The sequence below is a fragment of the Xanthomonas sp. NCPPB 3569 genome (assembly GCF_041475645.2).
GTDB lineage: Bacteria > Pseudomonadota > Gammaproteobacteria > Xanthomonadales > Xanthomonadaceae > Xanthomonas > Xanthomonas phaseoli.
On the sequence record NZ_CM192969.1, the window covers coordinates 2,012,977 to 2,030,968 of the forward strand.

The 17,992-nt window shown below is 64.7% G+C and carries 17 protein-coding genes and 1 pseudogene; 10 read left to right on the top strand and 8 right to left on the bottom strand.

All coding sequences use genetic code 11. The features are described from left to right. Positions 1–27 precede the first annotated feature (27 nt). From ACCQ03_RS08635 to eutC, 8 genes and pseudogenes are all read left to right on the top strand, one after another. On the top strand, positions 28–606 hold the full coding sequence (locus tag ACCQ03_RS08635; RefSeq protein WP_057687078.1) for a hypothetical protein: 579 nt from the start codon (positions 28–30) through the stop codon (positions 604–606). After that, positions 606–899 carry a membrane protein insertion efficiency factor YidD gene (gene yidD, locus ACCQ03_RS08640; RefSeq protein ID WP_057680045.1) on the top strand — a complete coding sequence of 98 codons (294 nt, stop codon included), beginning with the start codon at positions 606–608 and terminating at the stop codon, positions 897–899. Before ACCQ03_RS08635 ends, yidD begins: the two co-directional genes overlap by 1 nt. Next, the gene (locus tag ACCQ03_RS08645; RefSeq protein ID WP_209226852.1) at positions 896–2,245 is read left to right on the top strand and encodes a dihydroorotase; all 1,350 of its coding nucleotides are present in this window, start codon (positions 896–898) and stop codon (positions 2,243–2,245) included. The genes yidD and ACCQ03_RS08645 overlap by 4 nt, the downstream gene beginning before the upstream one ends. Next, complete coding sequence (locus ACCQ03_RS08650) at positions 2,245–3,087, top strand: M23 family metallopeptidase (RefSeq protein ID WP_209226855.1); 843 nt, start codon at positions 2,245–2,247, stop codon at positions 3,085–3,087. The genes ACCQ03_RS08645 and ACCQ03_RS08650 overlap by 1 nt, the downstream gene beginning before the upstream one ends. Positions 3,088–3,203: 116 nt before the next feature. Further along, positions 3,204–3,704 (top strand): VOC family protein, encoded by a 501-nt coding sequence (locus tag ACCQ03_RS08655; protein WP_057680048.1) that lies wholly within the window; start codon positions 3,204–3,206, stop codon positions 3,702–3,704. 413 nt (positions 3,705–4,117) lie between these two features. Next, positions 4,118–5,480, top strand: a pseudogene (eat, locus tag ACCQ03_RS08660) (ethanolamine permease). After that, the gene (locus ACCQ03_RS08665; RefSeq protein WP_209226860.1) at positions 5,480–6,889 is read left to right on the top strand and encodes an ethanolamine ammonia-lyase subunit EutB; all 1,410 of its coding nucleotides are present in this window, start codon (positions 5,480–5,482) and stop codon (positions 6,887–6,889) included. Before eat ends, ACCQ03_RS08665 begins: the two are co-directional and overlap by 1 nt. Continuing rightward, on the top strand, positions 6,886–7,701 hold the full coding sequence (eutC, locus tag ACCQ03_RS08670) for an ethanolamine ammonia-lyase subunit EutC (protein ID WP_209226866.1): 816 nt from the start codon (positions 6,886–6,888) through the stop codon (positions 7,699–7,701). The genes ACCQ03_RS08665 and eutC overlap by 4 nt, the downstream gene beginning before the upstream one ends. Before the next feature lie 54 nt (positions 7,702–7,755). Here eutC and ACCQ03_RS08675 read toward each other — a convergent pair whose 3' ends face one another. Further along, positions 7,756–8,046, bottom strand: a complete 291-nt coding sequence (locus ACCQ03_RS08675) for a hypothetical protein (RefSeq protein ID WP_017156118.1) — start codon at positions 8,044–8,046, stop codon at positions 7,756–7,758. Between the two features lie 419 nt (positions 8,047–8,465). After that, on the bottom strand, positions 8,466–8,969 hold the full coding sequence (locus tag ACCQ03_RS08680) for a pyridoxamine 5'-phosphate oxidase family protein (protein WP_008573434.1): 504 nt from the start codon (positions 8,967–8,969) through the stop codon (positions 8,466–8,468). A gap of 420 nt (positions 8,970–9,389) precedes the next feature. Between ACCQ03_RS08680 and ACCQ03_RS08685 the strand changes: the two genes are divergently transcribed. Both ACCQ03_RS08685 and ACCQ03_RS08690 read left to right on the top strand, forming a co-directional pair. Beyond that, positions 9,390–10,571: a putative acyl-CoA thioester hydrolase gene (locus ACCQ03_RS08685; protein ID WP_209226870.1), complete on the top strand. Its 1,182-nt coding sequence runs from the start codon at positions 9,390–9,392 to the stop codon at positions 10,569–10,571. A 390-nt stretch (positions 10,572–10,961) separates the two neighbouring features. Then, a complete protein-coding gene (locus tag ACCQ03_RS08690) occupies positions 10,962–12,632 on the top strand; it encodes a glycoside hydrolase family 28 protein (RefSeq protein ID WP_209226873.1) in 1,671 nt (556 codons plus the stop codon). 174 nt (positions 12,633–12,806) lie between these two features. On the opposite strand, the gene ACCQ03_RS08695 is transcribed toward ACCQ03_RS08690, so the two are convergent. The 6 genes from ACCQ03_RS08695 to efp all read right to left on the bottom strand — a co-directional run bounded on the left by ACCQ03_RS08695 (position 12,807) and on the right by efp (position 17,961). Further along, positions 12,807–13,496, bottom strand: coding sequence for an isoprenoid biosynthesis enzyme family protein (locus ACCQ03_RS08695; RefSeq protein WP_209226874.1), 690 nt, complete (start codon positions 13,494–13,496; stop codon positions 12,807–12,809). A gap of 28 nt (positions 13,497–13,524) precedes the next feature. Beyond that, the gene (locus tag ACCQ03_RS08700) at positions 13,525–14,217 is read right to left on the bottom strand and encodes a phosphoglycolate phosphatase (RefSeq protein WP_209226876.1); all 693 of its coding nucleotides are present in this window, start codon (positions 14,215–14,217) and stop codon (positions 13,525–13,527) included. Positions 14,218–14,302: 85 nt separating this feature from the next. Beyond that, entirely contained in the window at positions 14,303–15,022 is a 720-nt protein-coding gene (gene ubiG, locus ACCQ03_RS08705; RefSeq protein WP_209226880.1) for a bifunctional 2-polyprenyl-6-hydroxyphenol methylase/3-demethylubiquinol 3-O-methyltransferase UbiG, read from the bottom strand. Between the two features lie 31 nt (positions 15,023–15,053). Beyond that, positions 15,054–16,391, bottom strand: a complete 1,338-nt coding sequence (locus tag ACCQ03_RS08710) for a TRZ/ATZ family hydrolase (protein ID WP_057678818.1) — start codon at positions 16,389–16,391, stop codon at positions 15,054–15,056. Positions 16,392–16,408: 17 nt separating this feature from the next. Then, a complete protein-coding gene (locus ACCQ03_RS08715) occupies positions 16,409–17,389 on the bottom strand; it encodes a PA3715 family protein (protein ID WP_459551343.1) in 981 nt (326 codons plus the stop codon). A 5-nt stretch (positions 17,390–17,394) separates the two neighbouring features. Further along, the gene (gene efp, locus ACCQ03_RS08720; RefSeq protein ID WP_007962665.1) at positions 17,395–17,961 is read right to left on the bottom strand and encodes an elongation factor P; all 567 of its coding nucleotides are present in this window, start codon (positions 17,959–17,961) and stop codon (positions 17,395–17,397) included. Positions 17,962–17,992: the final 31 nt, after the last annotated feature.

Sequence of the window (17,992 nt, forward strand, 5' to 3'; positions counted from 1 at the left end):
GCAGCAGGCTTGGCGGGGGCTTCGGTTTTGGTTGGCGTTTTTGCGGAAGATTTCGAAACGGGCACGGGATTCTTAGATGACGGGGTCGCAGGCTTTACCGGCTTCGCAGGGACGGCCTTGGGGACCGGTGCGGGCGCGGGCTTTTCAGCCTTGACCGGGACTGACTTGGCCGGAGCCGGCTTGGTGGCCGGCTTCGGTACGGACTTGGACGCCACCGGCTTGGCGGCCGGTTTGGCGGCAGCCGGGGCTGCCTTCTTCGCCGCCGGCTTGGCAGCAGGCTTGGCGACGGGTTTCACTGACTTGGGGGCTACGGACGCGGCGGTCTTGGAAGCCGGCGCCGGCTTGGCAGCGGTCTTCGTCGCAGGTGCCTTCTTCGCGGGTGCCTTCTTGGCAGCCGACTGCTTGGTCGCCGGTTTTGCGGCCGGTTTCGCAGCAGCGGACGTCGCTGCCTTTTTCGCAACGGGTTTGGCGGACTTCTTGGCGGCCTCTACGGCCTTTTTTGCAGGTTTTTTAGCAGCCACGAAACGCTCATCCTTGGTTCCCCCGGGGCCCGGGAAAGCGGGCCTTTATAACGTACCCCACGGACCCCCGGCAACCACCTATTAATGCAAGTGGCATATCATTGGCAAGTGATCTCACGCCTGCTCATCGCGCTGCTGCGCGTCTACAAGCTCGTCATCAGCCCCCTGCTCGGGCCGCGTTGCCGTTTTGCACCCAGCTGCTCGGACTACGCGATGACCGCCATCGGCCGCTTCGGCCCGCTGCGCGGCAGTTGGCTTGCCGCACGCAGGCTCGGCCGCTGTCATCCCTTCCATCCGGGCGGATTCGATCCGGTGCCCGATGCACCCGCCTCGCCCTGCCCGTCTTCTTCCTGCAGCTGCAAAGGACCCCATCCATGAGCCGAACCGTCATCGTCAATGCCCGCCTGGTCAATGAAGGCAAAGAGTTCGACGCCGATCTCCTGATCGAGGGCGGCCGCATCGCCAAGATCGACGACAAGATCGCCCCTGCCCCTGGCGATACCGTGGTGGACGCCGCCGGACGCTGGGTGCTGCCAGGCATGATCGACGACCAGGTGCACTTCCGTGAGCCTGGCCTGACCCACAAGGGCGACATCGCGACCGAATCCGGCGCCGCGGTGGCTGGTGGCCTGACCAGCTTCATGGACATGCCCAACACCAATCCGCCGACGCTGGATGCCGCCGCACTGCAGGCCAAGTACGACGCCGCTGCCGGGCGCGCCTGGGCCAACTACGGCTTCTATATGGGCGCCAGCAACGACAATCTGGTCCATATCCAGTCGCTGGACCCCAAGACCGCGCCAGGCATCAAGGTGTTCATGGGCGCCTCCACCGGCAATATGCTGGTCGATAACCCCGAAACGCTGGATGCGATCTTCCGCGACGCGCCCACGCCAATCATCACGCATTGCGAAGACACCCCGACCATCGATGCGACGATGGCGCAGTACAAGGAAAAATACGGCGATGCGCTGACACCGGAGATGCACCCGGACATCCGTTCGCGTCAGGCCTGCCTGAAGTCTTCGCAGCTGGCGGTGTCGCTGGCGCGCAAGCACAACACCCGTCTGCATGTGCTGCACATCTCCACCGCCGACGAGCTGTCGCTGTTCGAAGCCGGCCCGCTGGTCGATGCCGACGGCAAGCTACGCAAGCGCATCACCGCCGAGACCTGCATCCACTTCCTGCGCTTCGATCGCAGCGACTACGCACGACTGGGCAACCTGATCAAGTGCAACCCGGCGATCAAGGATGCCGAAGATCGCCTGGCGCTGATCGATGCGCTGGCCGAAGATGTCATCGACGTGCTCGCCACCGACCATGCCCCGCATACCTGGGAAGAAAAGCACAAGCCCTATGCGCAGGCGCCCTCGGGCCTGCCGCTGGTGCAGTACGCGCTGGTCGCGGCACTGGAGCTGGTGCACGAAGGCAAGTTGCCGATCACCCGTGTCGTGCAGAAGTTCGCGCATGCGCCGGCACAGTTGTTCGATGTGCAAGAGCGTGGCTTCCTGCGCGAAGGCTATTTCGCCGACCTGGTGATGATCGACAACACCCCGTTCACCGTGAAGCGTGAGCAGGTGCTGTCCAAGTGCGGCTGGTCGCCATTCGAGGGCACCACCTTCCGTTCGCGTATCGCTGCAACGTGGGTCAACGGCCAGCAGGTGTGGGACGGCGAACAACTGGTGGGCAGCGCTGCCGGCCGGCGCCTGACCTTCGACCGCTGATGCGCGCAGCCCTGTTTGGCGCCTGGTTGCTCCTGGCGCCGGTCGTGCTAGCGGCAGGTGCTGCAGATGCCCAGAGTGCGGCCGCCGCGACTGATGCCGTGTTTCCGCAAAGCGCCTCGCAAGGTGCGCTGGTGATCGGCAAGGTGCCGGCTGGCAGCAAGGTGCAATACGCCGGCCGCAGCTTGCGGGTGAGCGGTTATGGAAGCGTGGTGTTCGGTATCGGCCGCGATGCCACCGGGCCATTGCAGGTGCAGATCACCCCGCCCGGAGGCAGCACGCAGACCGTGAGCATCGCAGTGACGCCGCGCGACTGGCCGATCGAACGCGTCAACGGCGTGCCGCCCAAAACAGTCAACCCACCGCCGGCAATCGCCGAACGGATCAAGCGCGAGCAGGCGCAGGTCACCGCCGCACGCGACCGCGACGATGCACGCACCGATTTCGCCCAACCCTTCATCTGGCCGGTGCAGGGTCGCATCAGCGGCCGCTTCGGCAATGCACGCGTGTACAACGGCCAGCCCGGCGCCGGCCATTCGGGCATGGACATCGCCGTGCCCACTGGCACCCCGGTGAAGGCGCCGGCGGCCGGCGTAGTGACGTTCGCGGCGCCGGACCTGTATCTCACCGGCGGCACGGTGCTGCTGGATCACGGCTTTGGCGTGAGCTCGAATTTCCTGCACTTGTCGCGTATCGACGTGAAAGTGGGCGATCGGGTCGAGCAAGGCCAGGTGATTGGCGCGGTCGGTGCCACCGGGCGTGCCACCGGGCCGCATCTGCATTGGGGGATGAACTGGTTCGACACCCGCATCGATCCGTTGCTGGTGCTTGAGCGGACGAAGTAGAGCGTTCGAAAGATCGCCTCGTTGACGTGCGGAGGCATTGAGGACGCTGTCCTACGCTTCCTATAAGAGCCTGCTTAGCCAGCGGTCTTCTGCTGGCTCTAGCTTCCCTCACACAAATTATCGCGTCTCGGACGTACTGGAACGGAGCCGCCACAGTGGATAGCAATGCAGGCGTGACCAGCGTCGATCACATCGGGTTTGCCGTTTCATCGCTTGACGAGGCTATCCGGTTCTGGACCGAGGCCCTGGGGTTTACGCTCGAACGACAGGCACAGATGGGCGGCGATTTCCTGCATCAGGTCACCGGCGTGGATGATCCGAGCGTGCGAACGGCAATCGTGAAGGCTCCGGACGGATTCATCGTCGAGTTGCTGCAGTATTCCAACGGTCGTCGGAATGGGCAGTCGCCGGACAGCGCGGGTGCGATCGGGGCCGCCCATCTGGCGCTGACCGTCCGGGACATCCATGCGGCCATCTCCCGTGTCGAGGCCGCCGGATGGAAGGCAAAGGGCAAGCCGCTGCCGATTCCGGGAGGTCCGAGAACAGGAACGCTCACCGCCTACGTGTCTGGTCCGGACCATATTTCCATCGAGTTCATGCAGCCGGCTGGGCCGTGACGGAACCGGCGCGCCCCAACTACCGGCAGTCGTGAGCGGGATGACACCGAATGGTCGCATCCCCGCCCCGTTGATGGACCATGATCCCGATCCGCCTTAGCGTGCGGCTGCAGAGTCATCCTGCGATGACCCCACTATTGGATGCATCGCGACTGGATCAGGCCCCCTCAATTCAACAACGCGCCACACCCTGCGGCGCCAAAAGAAAAAAACGCAACCCACGACCATTGCGCCGGAACGCTGCATACCCGGTCGGCGGCGACCTACCCGTCGTGCGTGTGTCCGCCAGCGGCCGTTGCGGTATAACCGGAACGACCGTCGCGCGTCGCTGCACGTAGGCGCTTGGGCTGCTGACGGTCGGTCCGTCGCTTCGGCGTCGGGCGTGCTTCATCTCCCTCCCCCGACAGCAGGAGATGTGCGACATGCGCAACGAGCACCTCAAACCGACCCTGGGCACCTGGCAGTTGTGGGGGCATCGCCGTGGGCTTGGTAATTTCCGGCGAGTATTTCGGCTGGAGTTACGGCTGGGGCACCGCCGGCACGCTCGGCTTCCTGGTGACCACGTTGCTGGTCGCGGTGATGTACACCTGCTTTATCTTCAGCTTTACCGAATTGACCACCGCCATTCCCAATGCAGGCGGGCCGTTCGCCTACAGCCTGCGCGCGTTCGGCACCTATGGCGGCATGCTGGCGGGCCTGGCCACGCTGATCGAATTCGTCTTCGCGCCACCGGCCATTGCGATGGCGATCGGGGCGTATCTGAATGTGCAGTACCCGACCCTGGACCCGCGCATTGCCGCGATCGGCGCTTACCTCGTCTTCATGGGCTTGAACATCGTCGGCGTGGCGATTGCAGCCACCTTCGAGCTGGTCGTGACCTTGCTGGCGGTGATCGAACTGCTGGTGTTCATGGGGGTGGTGGCGCCGGGTTTCAGCGTGGCGCGCTTCGCCGCCAATGGTTGGGCCGGCAGCGATGTGTTCGGGCCGGCGGCCATCTCAGGAATCTTCGCCGCAATCCCGTTTGCGATCTGGTTCTTTCTGGCCATCGAAGGCGCCGCGATGGCGGCCGAAGAAGCCAAGGACCCCAAACGCACGATTCCGCGCGCCTATATCGCCGGTATTCTCACCCTGGTGATCTTGGCACTTGGGGTGATGGTGTTTGCCGGCGGCGTCGGCGACTGGCGCCAGCTCTCCAACATCAACGACCCACTGCCGCAGGCGATGAAGGCGGTGGTCGGCAACAGTTCCACCTGGTTGCACATGCTGGTGTGGATCGGTTTGTTCGGGCTGGTGGCGAGTTTCCACGGCATCATCCTGGGCTATTCGCGGCAGTTCTTCGCATTGGCGCGCGCCGGCTTTTTGCCGCATGGGCTGGCCAGGCTGTCGCGTTTTCGCACACCGCACCGCGCCATCCTGGCCGGCGGCGTCATCGGCATTGCCGCGATCTGCAGCGACAGCGTGGTCAAGATCCAGGGCATGTCGTTGACCGCAGCGATGATCACCATGTCGGTGTTCGGCGCGATCGTGATGTATGTGATGAGCATGCTCAGCCTGTTCAAGCTACGCCGCGCCGAACCGGGTCTGGAGCGGAGTTTCCGCGCACCGGGGTACCCGGTGGTGCCGGCCATCGCCCTGGTGCTGGCGCTGGTGTGCCTGGTGGCCATGGTGTGGTTCAACCCGCTCGTGGCACTGATCTTCCTGGGTCTGCTGCTGTTCGGCGCGGCGTGCTGCGTGCTCAGCCTGCGCAGCCAGCACGACACCCCGGCCACCAGCTGATGAGCGGTTTCGCCTTCACCGCCGGTGGCGAACAGTTTCGGTTTGCCGACCTCAAGACCTTGCTGGCCAAGGCGACGCCTGCGCGCTCCGGCGACCAGTTGGCTGGGCTTGCCGCCGACTCCGGCCTGCAACGCGTGGCCGCGCAGATGGCGCTTGCCGATCTACCGCTACGACATTTTCTGCAGGAAGCAGTGGTGCCGTACGAAACGGATGAAGTGACGCGGTTGATCATCGACCAGCACGATGCCGCTGCGTTCGCCGCGGTGGCGCATCTCACCGTCGGCGGCTTTCGCGATTGGCTGCTGAGCGCGCAGGCCGACGAAGCCGCATTGACCGCCCTGGCTCCAGGGTTGACGCCGGAAATGGTGGCCGCGGTGTCCAAAGTGATGCGCGTGCAGGACCTGATCCTGGTGGCGCAGAAAACCCGGGTCGTCACCCGTTTCCGCAACACACTGGGGTTGCGCGGACGCTTGTCGACGCGCTTGCAGCCTAACCACCCCACCGACGATGCCACCGGCATTGCCGCCAGCGTGCTGGATGGGCTGTTGTACGGCAACGGCGACGCAGTCATCGGCATCAATCCGGCCAGCGACAGTCTGGCCGCAACCACCGCCTTGTTGCGCATGCTCGATGCGGTGATCAGCGGCTATCAGATCCCCACGCAATCGTGCGTGCTTGCGCATATCACCACCACCATCGAGGCGATCGGCCGCGGCGTGCCGGTGGATCTGGTGTTTCAGTCCATCGCCGGCACCGAAGCGGCCAACACCAGCTTCGGCATCAACCTGGCCTTGCTGCAGGAAGGTTATGAGGCCGGCATGTCGTTGCGGCGCGGCAACGTCGGCGACAACGTGATGTATTTCGAAACCGGCCAGGGCAGCGCATTGCCGGCCAATGCGCACCATGGCGTGGATCAACAGACCTGCGAGGTGCGCGCGTATGCGGTGGCGCGCCACTACAAACCGCTGCTGGTGAATACCGTGGTGGGCTTCATCGGCCCGGAATATCTCTACGACGGCAAGCAGATCATCCGCGCCGGGCTGGAGGATCACTTCTGCGGCAAGCTGCTCGGCGTGCCGATGGGCTGCGACATCTGCTACACCAATCATGCCGAAGCCGATCAGGACGATATGGATATGTTGCTCACCCTGCTCGGCACGGCCGGCATCAATTTCATCATGGGCATTCCCGGCTCCGACGATGTGATGCTGAACTACCAGACCACCTCGTTTCACGATGCGCTGTATGCGCGCCAGGCACTCGGCCTGCGCGCGGCGCCCGAATTCGAGCAGTGGCTGGAGCAGCACGACATCCTGCGGCTGCGCGATGGCCGCTTCGAACTCGGCAGCGAGGTACCGGCGCCATTTCGGCGTGCATTGGCACAGGCCAGCGGTAGAACGGCGCCATGAGCGCACCCTCCAGACCGCCACGCGATGCCTGGGCGCAACTGCGCCAACTGACGCCCGCGCGCATTGCCTTGGGCCGGGTGGGCACCAGCCTGCCGACAGACGCGCACCTGGAGTTCCAGCTGGCGCACGCGCAGGCACGCGATGCGGTGCATCTGCCATTCGACCCGGCACCGCTGCAGGCCGCCCTGGAGCGACGCGGGCGCAGCAGCATCCTGCTGCAGAGCGCTGCGGCCGATCGCCATCAGTACCTGCAACGTCCGGATCTGGGGCGGCGCCTGGCCGAAGATGCCGCCGCCCAGTTACGCGGCCTCACGGCGGTGCATGGCGGCGGACATGATGTTGCGGTGGTCATCGCCGACGGGCTGTCTGCGCTGGCCGTGCATCGGCATGCGGCGCGCATGTTCGAGCAGATCGATGCGCTGGCATCGCAAGAAGGCTGGTCACTCGCGCCGGTGGTGCTGGTGGCGCAAGGGCGCGTGGCAATCGGCGATGAGGTTGGCGAACTGCTCGCCGCACGCGCGGTGATCGTGCTGATCGGCGAACGGCCGGGCCTGAGCTCGCCCGACAGCCTGGGCCTGTATCTCACCTACATGCCCCGTGTCGGGCTCACCGACGCAGCGCGCAACTGCATCTCCAACATTCGCGCCGAAGGACTGAGCTACGCCGAGGCGACCCACAAACTGGGGTATCTGCTGCGCGAAGCATTTCGCCGCAAGCTCTCTGGCGTGCAGTTGAAGGACGAAGCCGAACAACCTACCCTGGTGGCAGGCCCTGCCGATGCTGCGCCGCACACGTTCTTGTTGCCGGACTGAGTTGCGCAGCATGTGCGGACCAGGAGTCGGCACCGCTCACGATGCGATCAGACCCTACTTCAACGCCCCATCCTGCGCATCGCTGGCGGCATAGGTGCTGGTCTGCAGCTCGTTGTCATGTGGATGCCGTAGCGCGTTACGTACATCATCGGGAAGCTTGTCCACATCCAGCATCACCTTACCCGAATGCACATCACGCACTACCGATGCAGGCAGCACGAAGTCGCCGCCATTTTCGATATTGATGACCAGTTCTTCCCCATCGTTGCGGATGTCGCGGACGGCACCAACACCGACTTCGCCATCGCGTAGAAACACCATCTGGCCAATTTCGATCTGCTGCATGTTCAATCTCCTGGAATGGCGGCACAACCACGCGCGCTGTGCCGGTGGCAGATCATCGCGCTGCGGTGCGTTGGCGCGCGGTGAAGCGCAGATCACCGCGGCGTGGGCGCACGCAAATCGACTCGGGCACGTGGCTCGGCGACATCGCGCAGGCCAAAGCCGGTATCGATCAGCACCAACCCGGCGCTGGTTTCCACCAGGAATCTATGGCAACACAGGTGGCCGCCAGAACGCCTGGCGCACGTCCATTGGAAGGCCGCCCAGTGGGCAGGTGGAGATGCTGTGAAGTAATGCACGCGCCCGCACGCACCGCGTGGTGGGCTTGCGTTGCAATGCGGCCGTCGCACAGCAGTGAGCATTGCCAATCGCGCAACCAGCCCGCCTACGCCACCTCGACGGTGGCGTAGGAGGGCCAGATCTCAGCGCAGCGGAACGTCCGCCACCTTGTCTTGGTAATCCTTCTTCGGGTCTACGCCCAACAACACCTTGATCCCTGCCAGCAGGCTCGACTCATTGAGCCAGATCTGCGCATGGTCGGCGTCCAGACGCAGCAGCGCCAAGTTCGGATCGGTCTTGCCGCCCTCGTACCAGGCAGCGACATATGGGTTCCACAACCGATCGACCATGGCCGGGTCGGTGTCTTCGCGCAGCGAACCGCTGATGCTGGCGAACAGATCGTGGCCCTTGCTGCTGAAAGCGCCGATGACGCGGCGTCCCTGCCCCAGCATGGCGATCAGTGCGTTGTCCTTGGATGTAAAGAACCAGATCGGGCCACCGCTATCGCCTTCGATCTGTGCGGTCATCGGACGCGCGTGGCCGTCTTCGACACCGTCCAGTCCCAGCATCACGGTGCGATCGGATTTGAGCGCCTTCCAGAATTTTTCCTGCAACTCTTTGGTGTCTGCCATTTCGATTCCTGACATGCGCGTGGTACGCGGGTGAGCCAGTCTGAAAGGCCTTGCGCCCACGGCATGTGAGGACGCGGCGTCACTCGCCGTCGTTGTGCAACCGCAATAAGTTCGGCGCGCGCGCATGGCCTGAAGCGACGGTAACAGGCTGCAAAGCGTGACCGACTCGCAGTTCCGGCACATTGGCTGATACATCATCGGCCCAACAACGAACACGGCAGTAGGATCGGCCAGCCGCCAGTGCGGCACGAACCAGAACCGCGCATGGCAACGACCATCGTTGCACCTGCGCTGTATTTCCTGGAATCCTCAAGCGGCCTGAAGTCTGTTGCGATCGTTTTTCAGGCGAGCGTGCAACAGCATAGCGGGCGCTACTGGATTGCCCGGCATTTGCAGCGTCTTGCGCACGCGTCCCTTCCAGAGAGAGCGCACCACATGTCTGCATCGCACATCCGTACAACCTGTCTTGCGGCCGCAGTGCTGAGCCTTGTCAGCGCCACTGCGCTAGCACTGACAGGCACTGCCACACGGCCGCAACTCACCAGTAGCGAAGCGAGCACGTATACGATTGCCAAAGCCTTGGCCAAGGCCGGGCCGATCAGCGCATTGGTGACCGACAACTGTAACCCTACCGCAGGTGTCGCCCTGCTCAGTGCCGACTACGCAGTGGCGGCCGACGGCTCCACCCGCTACCGCACCGTGCAATCTGCCATCGACGCTGCCGTGGCTGCCGGCGGCACGACACGTCGCTACATCAGCATCAAGGCGGGCATCTACACCGAACTGGTCTGCGTGCCGAACAATGCGCCACCGCTGACGCTGTTCGGGCTGGGCACCAACACCGGCGACACCGTCATCCGTTTCAACAATGCCAACCCCACGCCCAAGCCAGCCGGCACCGCAAGCCACCCCTGTGCGAGCAATGCATCGGCGACCACGGTTGGCACCTCCAACAGCGCCACGTTCACGGTGCGCGCAGCGAATTTCGAGGCACGCCACCTGCGCGTGGACAACAACTATGTGGAAGGCACCTACACCGACAACAATCAATCGGCGGTGGCGCTGGCGGTGCGTGGCGACAAGGCCAACTTCCAGGATGTCCTGGTGACCGGCAACCAGGACACCTTGTTGATCAGCGCGAGCAGCGCGTCCGATGTGATCCGTACGTATTTCAAGAACAGCACCATCGAGGGCGATGTCGATTTCATCTTCGGCTCCGGTGTCGGTGTTTTCGATGGCGCCACTATCCGTTCCACCGGCGCACGCCTGGGCAGCAGCCGCGGCGGCTATATTTTTGCCCCCAGCACGCGCCCTGGCAGCAGCTATGGATTCCTGGCGATCAACAGCAGCTTTACCGGCGTCTCCGGCTCTCCGGACAACAACACCTATCTTGGGCGTGCCTGGGACGAAAGCGTCGGCAGCCTGAGCGCCTACGTCAACGGCACCTCGCCCAACGGCCAGGTGACGGTGCGTGATTCGACCCTGGGCAGCCATATCCGCAAGACCGCGCCATGGAATGCATCGACGGTCGGCCGCCCGTATTGCAGCAGCAACTGCACCAATTCGGCGAATCGTTTCTACGAGTACGGCAATACCGGGGCCGGGGCCGCCGACTGACCAATCGCCACCACAGCTGCATTTTTGTAGCGTCCTGGCAGCAACGTTTCGGTGTAGCACCGGGACTCATCGCCTGTTGGCAATCCGCGTGATGCGGTGTGCCAACAGGCGATGGTGTTTTAACCGCGCATGCGCGCGTCCGATGGCAGCGCTTGATTGGAATGGGCACTGCATTGACGACTTCGGGGACGCGGCGTCGAGTTCGCTTCTCCGACGTCGGCCGCCCACATGCGGCGCCAGGCTTGCCGCTTGCTTGCGTAATCGACGTCGCAACGGCGATACCTGCAGTGCAAGCCCGGCGCACAGGCACGGTGACCCGGCTCTCATGCAACGTATCGCTGCTGCGCGTAAATCGCACCGTCGCCGCGCCCCATCGGAGCACTCCCCCCAATGCGATCTCCTTTCACCTTTCCCGCCATCGCACCACTGACGCTTGCCTTGTTCGGCATGACAAGCTTGCAGGCCAGCGCAGCGCGGCCGCACGGACAGGATGTGCCCGACACCGCGCACAGCATCTCCACGCGTTGGGGCGTCGTCCAGCAGCCGACCTTGCCGACGCAGATCTGCGCAACGCTCAAAGCCGCACTGATGCCAGTGGCCGGGTCGTTGGACGCGCTGGATCAGGATCCGGCCCACTCCAAGCGCGACACCGCGCGCCTGCAGGCGGCCATCGACGATTGCCCTGCCGGCAGCGCAGTGCATCTTGTCCCCGGCGATGCCGGCGAATCCGGCGTGCTCAGTGGGCCGTTGACAATCAAAAGCGGGGTCACGCTCTGGATCGACCGCGGGGTCACCTTGTTCGGCTCGCGCAATCCGCAAGACTACGACAACGGCCTGGGCACCTGCGGCACCGCCACCAGCGACAAGGCCAAGTCGTGTAGCCCGCTGATCCATCTCTCCGACACCGCCAACAGCGCCATTGTCGGCGCCGGCAAGATCGATGGCCGTGGCGGCAGCACGCTCACTGCCGGACCCAATGCCGGCAAAGCCAGCTGGTGGGATCTTGCCTATCTCAACGTCACCAAGGGCTTGAGTCAGCACGTGCCGCGCCTGCTGCAGATCGACGACAGCACCAACGTCACCTTGTACGACATCACCCTGGAAAACTCGCCCAACTTCCATGTCATCAGCGACAACGTCGTGGGCCTGACCGCGTGGGGCATCAAGATTTTGGCGCCCAGCCTCGTCTATTCGCGTCCCGGCTATCGATGCCCGGCAGGCAGCACCCCGGACGTCAATCCGCACGCGACCTGCTTCACACCGGAGACTGCCAAGAACACAGATGGCTTTGACCCGGGCCAGTCGAAGAATGTGCTGCTGGCGTACTCGTACATCGGCACCGGCGATGATGGTGTGGCGATCAAGGCGCATGCCAACAGCAAGCGCAGCATTGCCTCGGAAAACATGCTGTTCGCCTACAACCAGCTCTACTACACCCATGGCTTTTCGCTGGGCAGCGAAACCGATTCGGGTATGCGCCATATTGCCGTGCGTGGCTTGAGCATCGACGGCTTCAATGCCAACGATGCGCAGCGCGATCCCTACTCGGGCAATGGCCTGCGCATCAAGTCCGATGCCTCACGCGGCGGCCAGGTCTACGACATCAGCTTCGAGAACATCTGCATGCGCGGGGTTGCGCGGCCGCTGGTATTCGATGCCAACTACGCCAACGCGGCCACCCGCGACAACCAGCCGCAGTTCGACGGCATTTCGCTCAGCAACGTGCATTCGCTGGGTTCGACCACCCTGGGTGGCGGCGAACTGAGTTTCTATGGGTACCGCGATGCCGGCACTACCCGGCCGATCACCCTCTCGCTGGACAATGTCGTGCTGGAAGGCGGCAAGGTCAGCTTCGCGCAGCCGCATTTCGGTGGGCCTGCGAGCAATCCGGGCGCGACGCACTTCACCTTCAAAGGCGGCCCGGTGAGCTTTTACGATCAGCTGACCGAATCGGTGCCCAACGATGTGCAGCTACAAGGCAAACCCGGCCCGGGCACGCCACTGCAATGCAATGACGCCTTCATTGCCTATCACTCGGTGCTGCCGGATTCGCCGATTTGAATCCAGCGTGCTGAGCGCCACGCAGTCGCATACGCATGCAACGCTTGCTGCGGCCTGCCGGTCGCAGTATGCCATCGGTCCGAACCCAAAAATGCAACGGGCCTGCCGGCAGCCCGCTGGACACCCTGTTGGGCGTACACATTGCAGCCATGTGGCCGTGTATCGCTTGTGCGCTCAGTCCGCGCCGCTGGCTGCGCGCCAGCTATGCCATAGCTGTTGCACCGGCGGTGGGTAGGCAGGCTTGCCCGCCAGCTCGCGCTGCAAGCGCAGCCGTGCCAGACGCGACCACACCCGGTGCGGCCGCGCCAACGCGACTTTGCGCGGCCAGGCCTGCAACAGCTGCGTGCGCCAGGCGGACGTGGCAACGCCACCGGGCGCTGCGCCGTCGCCGGCCACGCGTTGGCGTGCATCCAGCCATTGCACCGCCACCGCAGTGGCATCGCCAGGCCGTGCCCGTGCGAACAGCACCGCTTCCACCGCAACCACCGCCTCGGCGAACGTGCGCAATGCCCCTAGCGCGTGCTGCAGCGATTGCGGTTGGACGCGCGCGGCCTGCATGGCCGGCAAGGTGTCGGCCAGCTGTGACCACGGCGCACGCACTGGCTCAAGCACGCGTCCCAACGGATGCCGCGAGCGCTGGCTCGACCAGTCACGCAGCTCCTGTTGCCACCACGCCAGCTTGGCGTCGGCCGGCAACGGGTCGCCGGCGATGTTCATGATGTCTTCCCATTCCTGCAGCAACGCGAACCAGGCAACTGCCAGGCGGCGATGCGGCTCGGGCACGAACGGTTCGGCAACCGACCATTCCGGCCAGCGGGTTGCCCACTTGTCGAGAAAACTGTCGAGCGCGCTGGATTGGCTCATGGCGGGTCCAGAAAAATACCAAGAAAGATCAGATCTGCGGCCACGTTGCCGGATTCCAAAGCGCCTGCGGCTGCTCGACCAGCACATCGGCCTGCCAGCGCGTCGGGTCGTCGTCGTCCAGACGATAACCCCACAACGCCGCGACCGACGGCATCGCCGCCGCGCGCGCAGCCACGATGTCGCGCTCATCGTCGCCGACATACACGCAGTGCGCAGCTGCAACGTCGATGCGTTGGGCGGCTACCACCAGCGGCAACGGATGCGGCTTGCGCTCGGCCAGCGTGTCGCCACCAATCAGCACTGCGCAGCGCTGCTCCCAGCCCAACTGCGGCAGGATCAGGCGCGCCAGATATTCGGGCTTGTTGGTGACGATGCCCCAAACGCAGCCGGCGTCCTCCAGCCGCACCAGCATCTGCTCGATGCCATCAAACAGCTGCGACTGCGTGCCGATCAAGCCTTCGTAGCGCTGCAGGAACTCCGGCACCAGCGCGACGCACGCCGCGGCATCGAGCTCGGCAAAGGCCACGCCGAGCATCGCACGCGCACCTTTGGAGACCACCGGGCGCAGCGAAGCCAACGCAACCGGCGCACGCCCACGCACATCCAGCATCGCGTTGACCGTGGCGAGCATGTCCGGCGCGCTGTCCAGTAAGGTGCCATCCAGATCGAACAACACCGCGCGCGGGAAACTCACCACAGCGCCACGGGCATGCAACTGCATGCACTCCACCGGAAACGAGAAAATCTCAAGCCCTCAGCCAACCGCCTTTGCGATTGCCGATTTCCGATTCCCGAATCCCCGCCCATCACGGCCTCACCGCATACGCCAGGTAATTCACCTCGGTACGCGAAGACAGGCGGGCGCGATTGCGCCACGGCTCGTACAGCATGCCGCTGACGTCTTCGAGCTGCAGCCCGGCGTTGCGCAACCATGCCGCAAGCTCGGCCGGCTTGATGAAATCCTTGTAGTGATGCGTGCCCTTGGGCAGCAGGCGCGCGATGTATTCGGCGCCCACCACCGCCAGCGCGAACGCGACTGGGGTGCGGTTGAGCGTGGACAGGAACAGCTGGCCGCCCGGCTTGAGCAGGCTGGCGCAGGCACGGATGATCGCGGTCGGATCCGGCACGTGTTCGAGCATTTCCATGCAGGTCACCGCATCGAAGCTGCCCGGTTGTTCGGCGGCCAGGTCTTCCACCGATTGCACGCGATAGTCGACTTGCACGCCCGATTCCAGGCTGTGCAGACGCGCCACCTTGACCAGTTCCGGCGCCAGGTCGATCGCAGTCACCTGCGCGCCCAGGCGCGCCATCGATTCGCTGAGCAAGCCGCCACCGCAGCCGACGTCGAGCACGCGTGCACCGGCAAGTTCCAGCCGCGCGGACACGTACTCCAGCCGCACAGGATTGAGCGCATGCAGCGGCTTCTGCGGGCCGTCGGCATCCCACCAGCGGTTGGCCAGCGCGGCGAATTTATCCAGCTCGCTCTGATGGAAATTGCTGGATTTGGCGTGCGTATTCGAATTCATGCGGGGGGCTCCGTGATGCGGTGACGCGCGCTCAGGCGCGGACGGTGCGGATGCGGTCGCGCCATTGCCGCGCGTTGGCGAGAAGGGCGGCGGTATCCATGTCGATGAGCTCGCGCTGCACCAGTTTTGGCTTGCCGGCGATCCACACATCGGTGACCTGATGGCGGCCGGCCGCGTAGATCAACTGCGACAACACATGATGCAGCGGCTGGGTTTCCAGCGCGGCCAGGTCCACGCAGACCAGGTCGGCCTGCTTGCCGACCTCGATCGAGCCAATCCTGTCGCCGAAGCCCAAGGCACGCGCGCCGCCTAACGTGGCCGCGCGCAAGGTGGTGGCCGCATCCAGCGCGGTCGCATCGTTGGCCACGGCCTTGGCCAGGATCGCGGCGGTGCGGTTCTCGCTGAACATGTCCAGGTCGTTGTTGCTGGCGCAGCCATCGGTGCCGATGGCCAGATTCACGCCGGCACGCTGCAGCGCGCACGCCGGGCAAAAACCCGAGGCGAGCTTGAGATTGGATTCGGGGCAATGCACCACGCTGACGCCGCGCTCGGCGCACAGATGGATTTCCGCATCGGTGAGCTGGGTCATGTGCACCGCGATCAGGCGGTCGTTGACCAGGCCCAGGCGATCCAGCCGCGCCAGCGGGCGCTGGCCGTACTGCTTGATCGAATCGGCCACTTCCTGCGCGGTTTCGTGCGTGTGCAGATGCACCGGAATGTCGAGCTGGTCGGCCAGCATGCGCACGCGTTCGAAGTTGGCATCGTTCACGGTGTACGGCGCATGCGGGGCGAACGCGGTGCTGATCAACGGATCGTCGCGCCACTGGTCGTGCAACTCGCCGGCACGCGCGAAATATTCGTCGTCCGAGGAGGCCCAGGCGGTCGGGAAATCGATGATCACCGCGCCCACCAGCGCACGGAAGCCGTGCTGCTTGTAAACGGCCGCCTGCACATCGGCAAAGAAGTAGTTCTCGTTGACGCAGGTGGTGCCTCCACGCAGCATTTCGGCGATGGCCAGCGTGGTGCCATCGGCCACGAATTCCGGCCCGATCACCGCCGCTTCCACCGGCCAGATGTGCTGCTGCAGCCACACCATCAGCGGCAGGTCGTCGGCGACGCCGCGCAGCAGCGTCATCGGATTATGCGTATGCGCATTGACCAGGCCCGGCATCAACGCGGCGTCGGGCCGCGACACGGTCTGCTTGGGCGCAAAACGTGCGCGTGCTTCGGCAACCGGCAGCACGGCAACGATGACGCCGTGACTGACCGCGACCGCGTGGTCTTCCAGTACCACCGCATGCGGTTCGATCGGCACGACATAGCCGGCCTCGATCAGCAGGTCGCAGGGTTCGGGCGGGGCATTGGTCATGAGTGGATCCATTGAAGTTAGTTGCCGAACGGCCAGGAGTCGTCGGAGCGTGACACAGGCACATACCGGGTGCCGTCGTAGCGCAGCACCTGGCGCTGGCGGTGGGTGCGCTCGATGTCCTCGGCATCCTTGACGGTGGTGGAGGTCACCAGGTTGGCAGTCAGTGCGATGTCGGCATAGCCCGCGTGGACCGGCGCGTCCATCGACAGGATGAGCGTGCCGCGCTCGGTCACCACACCCGTCGCGCCCCAGTTGCACGGTTCGCCTTCCACCCGCCGCCACACCGTCAGATCCCGCTGCAGCACCGGGCGCAACCGGCGCCCTTCGCGCACCAGCAAGGTCAGCGCATCGTTGCTGTCGAAATCCGGACAACTGGGACCGCGCGCAACGCTGTGCACCACCACGCCAACTGCGCGTACGCCTTGCGCCAGGTCATAGCGTGCGGTATCCAGGCGCAGACTGTCGGCAGCAAGTTCGAAGCCGGCATCCTCGCCCATGTCCTGCGTGTACAACGCCACGACCTGGGCAGTGCGGGCATCGAGCATGGCAACGCGCAACTCGAGGTTGCGTTCGCCTGCCTCAATGGTGGCATCGCTGGCGAACGCAATGGCCGCCAGCCGTATCGATGGGTCGTATGGCCACGGCTTGCAGGTCTGCGCCACGGCACGGTCGACCGGCACCGCACCTGCCGCGCCGGACGCCGCACCAACTGCCACCGCCGCCACGCTCTGCGCGTCGCAGGCGGTGGCGCCGGCGGTTTGTGCAAACACCGGGCAGGCCGCCAGCAGGCCGCTCAGCCCGGCCAGCAACGCGACGCGAATGGCCGTCGGGTGACTGCCGGAGACCCACGGGACCGGCGGCGTACCCGTGGCACACGCAGCTTCCACACACCGGCCACCCAAGCCTGGCAGCGGCGCAGTCGTCTTGTCAGCTGCTCCTGGCGCCATCAGGACACTGGCGCTGCGTACCGCTCGACCGGACCGGCGTCCCAGGCGCATCTGGATTACTTGACGCGCGCCGAGTATTCGCCCGAACGGGTGTCGACCTTGATGATTTCGTCCTGGTTGACGAACAGCGGCACGCGCACCACCGCGCCGGTTTCCAGGGTGGCCGGCTTGCCGCCGCCGCCGGAGGTATCGCCGCGCACGCCCGGGTCGGTCTCGGTGATCTTCAGTTCGACGAAGTTCGGCGGCTGCACCCAGATCGGGGTGCCGTTCCACAAGGTCACGATGCAATCTTCCTCGCCCTTGAGCCACTTGTCGGCGCCGCCCATGCCGGCCTTGTCGGTCTGCACCTGCTCGAAGGTTTCCGGGTCCATGAAGTGCCAGTACTCGCCATCGCTGTAGAGGTAGCGCATGTCGGTATCGACCACGTCGGCCACTTCCACATCGTCGGTCGCCTTCATGGTCATTTCGACCACGCGCCCGGACTTGATGAAGCGGTACTTCATGCGGGTGAAGGCCTGGCCCTTGCCCGGCTTGACGTATTCGGTCTCGGTGATGACCGCCGGCTCGTTGTTGACCAGGATCTTCATGCCGTTCTTGACGTCGTTCATGCCAACAGTGGCCATGGTGCAGCTCCTCGATAAGACCACGACCCGC

What these genes read in the sequence shown, in the direction of transcription:
- yidD (WP_057680045.1), top strand. Translation starts at nt 606, where the DNA reads ATGCAAGTGGCATATCATTGGCAAGTGATCTCACGCCTGCTCATCGCG.
- ACCQ03_RS08645 (WP_209226852.1), top strand. Translation starts at nt 896, where the DNA reads ATGAGCCGAACCGTCATCGTCAATGCCCGCCTGGTCAATGAAGGCAAA.
- ACCQ03_RS08650 (WP_209226855.1), top strand. Translation starts at nt 2,245, where the DNA reads ATGCGCGCAGCCCTGTTTGGCGCCTGGTTGCTCCTGGCGCCGGTCGTG.
- ACCQ03_RS08665 (WP_209226860.1), top strand. Translation starts at nt 5,480, where the DNA reads ATGAGCGGTTTCGCCTTCACCGCCGGTGGCGAACAGTTTCGGTTTGCC.
- eutC (WP_209226866.1), top strand. Translation starts at nt 6,886, where the DNA reads ATGAGCGCACCCTCCAGACCGCCACGCGATGCCTGGGCGCAACTGCGC.
- ACCQ03_RS08675 (WP_017156118.1), bottom strand. Translation starts at nt 8,046, where the DNA reads ATGCAGCAGATCGAAATTGGCCAGATGGTGTTTCTACGCGATGGCGAA.
- ACCQ03_RS08680 (WP_008573434.1), bottom strand. Translation starts at nt 8,969, where the DNA reads ATGTCAGGAATCGAAATGGCAGACACCAAAGAGTTGCAGGAAAAATTC.
- ACCQ03_RS08685 (WP_209226870.1), top strand. Translation starts at nt 9,390, where the DNA reads ATGTCTGCATCGCACATCCGTACAACCTGTCTTGCGGCCGCAGTGCTG.
- ACCQ03_RS08690 (WP_209226873.1), top strand. Translation starts at nt 10,962, where the DNA reads ATGCGATCTCCTTTCACCTTTCCCGCCATCGCACCACTGACGCTTGCC.
- ACCQ03_RS08695 (WP_209226874.1), bottom strand. Translation starts at nt 13,496, where the DNA reads ATGAGCCAATCCAGCGCGCTCGACAGTTTTCTCGACAAGTGGGCAACC.
- ACCQ03_RS08700 (WP_209226876.1), bottom strand. Translation starts at nt 14,217, where the DNA reads ATGCAGTTGCATGCCCGTGGCGCTGTGGTGAGTTTCCCGCGCGCGGTG.
- ubiG (WP_209226880.1), bottom strand. Translation starts at nt 15,022, where the DNA reads ATGAATTCGAATACGCACGCCAAATCCAGCAATTTCCATCAGAGCGAG.
- ACCQ03_RS08710 (WP_057678818.1), bottom strand. Translation starts at nt 16,391, where the DNA reads ATGACCAATGCCCCGCCCGAACCCTGCGACCTGCTGATCGAGGCCGGC.
- ACCQ03_RS08715 (WP_459551343.1), bottom strand. Translation starts at nt 17,389, where the DNA reads ATGCGCCTGGGACGCCGGTCCGGTCGAGCGGTACGCAGCGCCAGTGTC.
- efp (WP_007962665.1), bottom strand. Translation starts at nt 17,961, where the DNA reads ATGGCCACTGTTGGCATGAACGACGTCAAGAACGGCATGAAGATCCTG.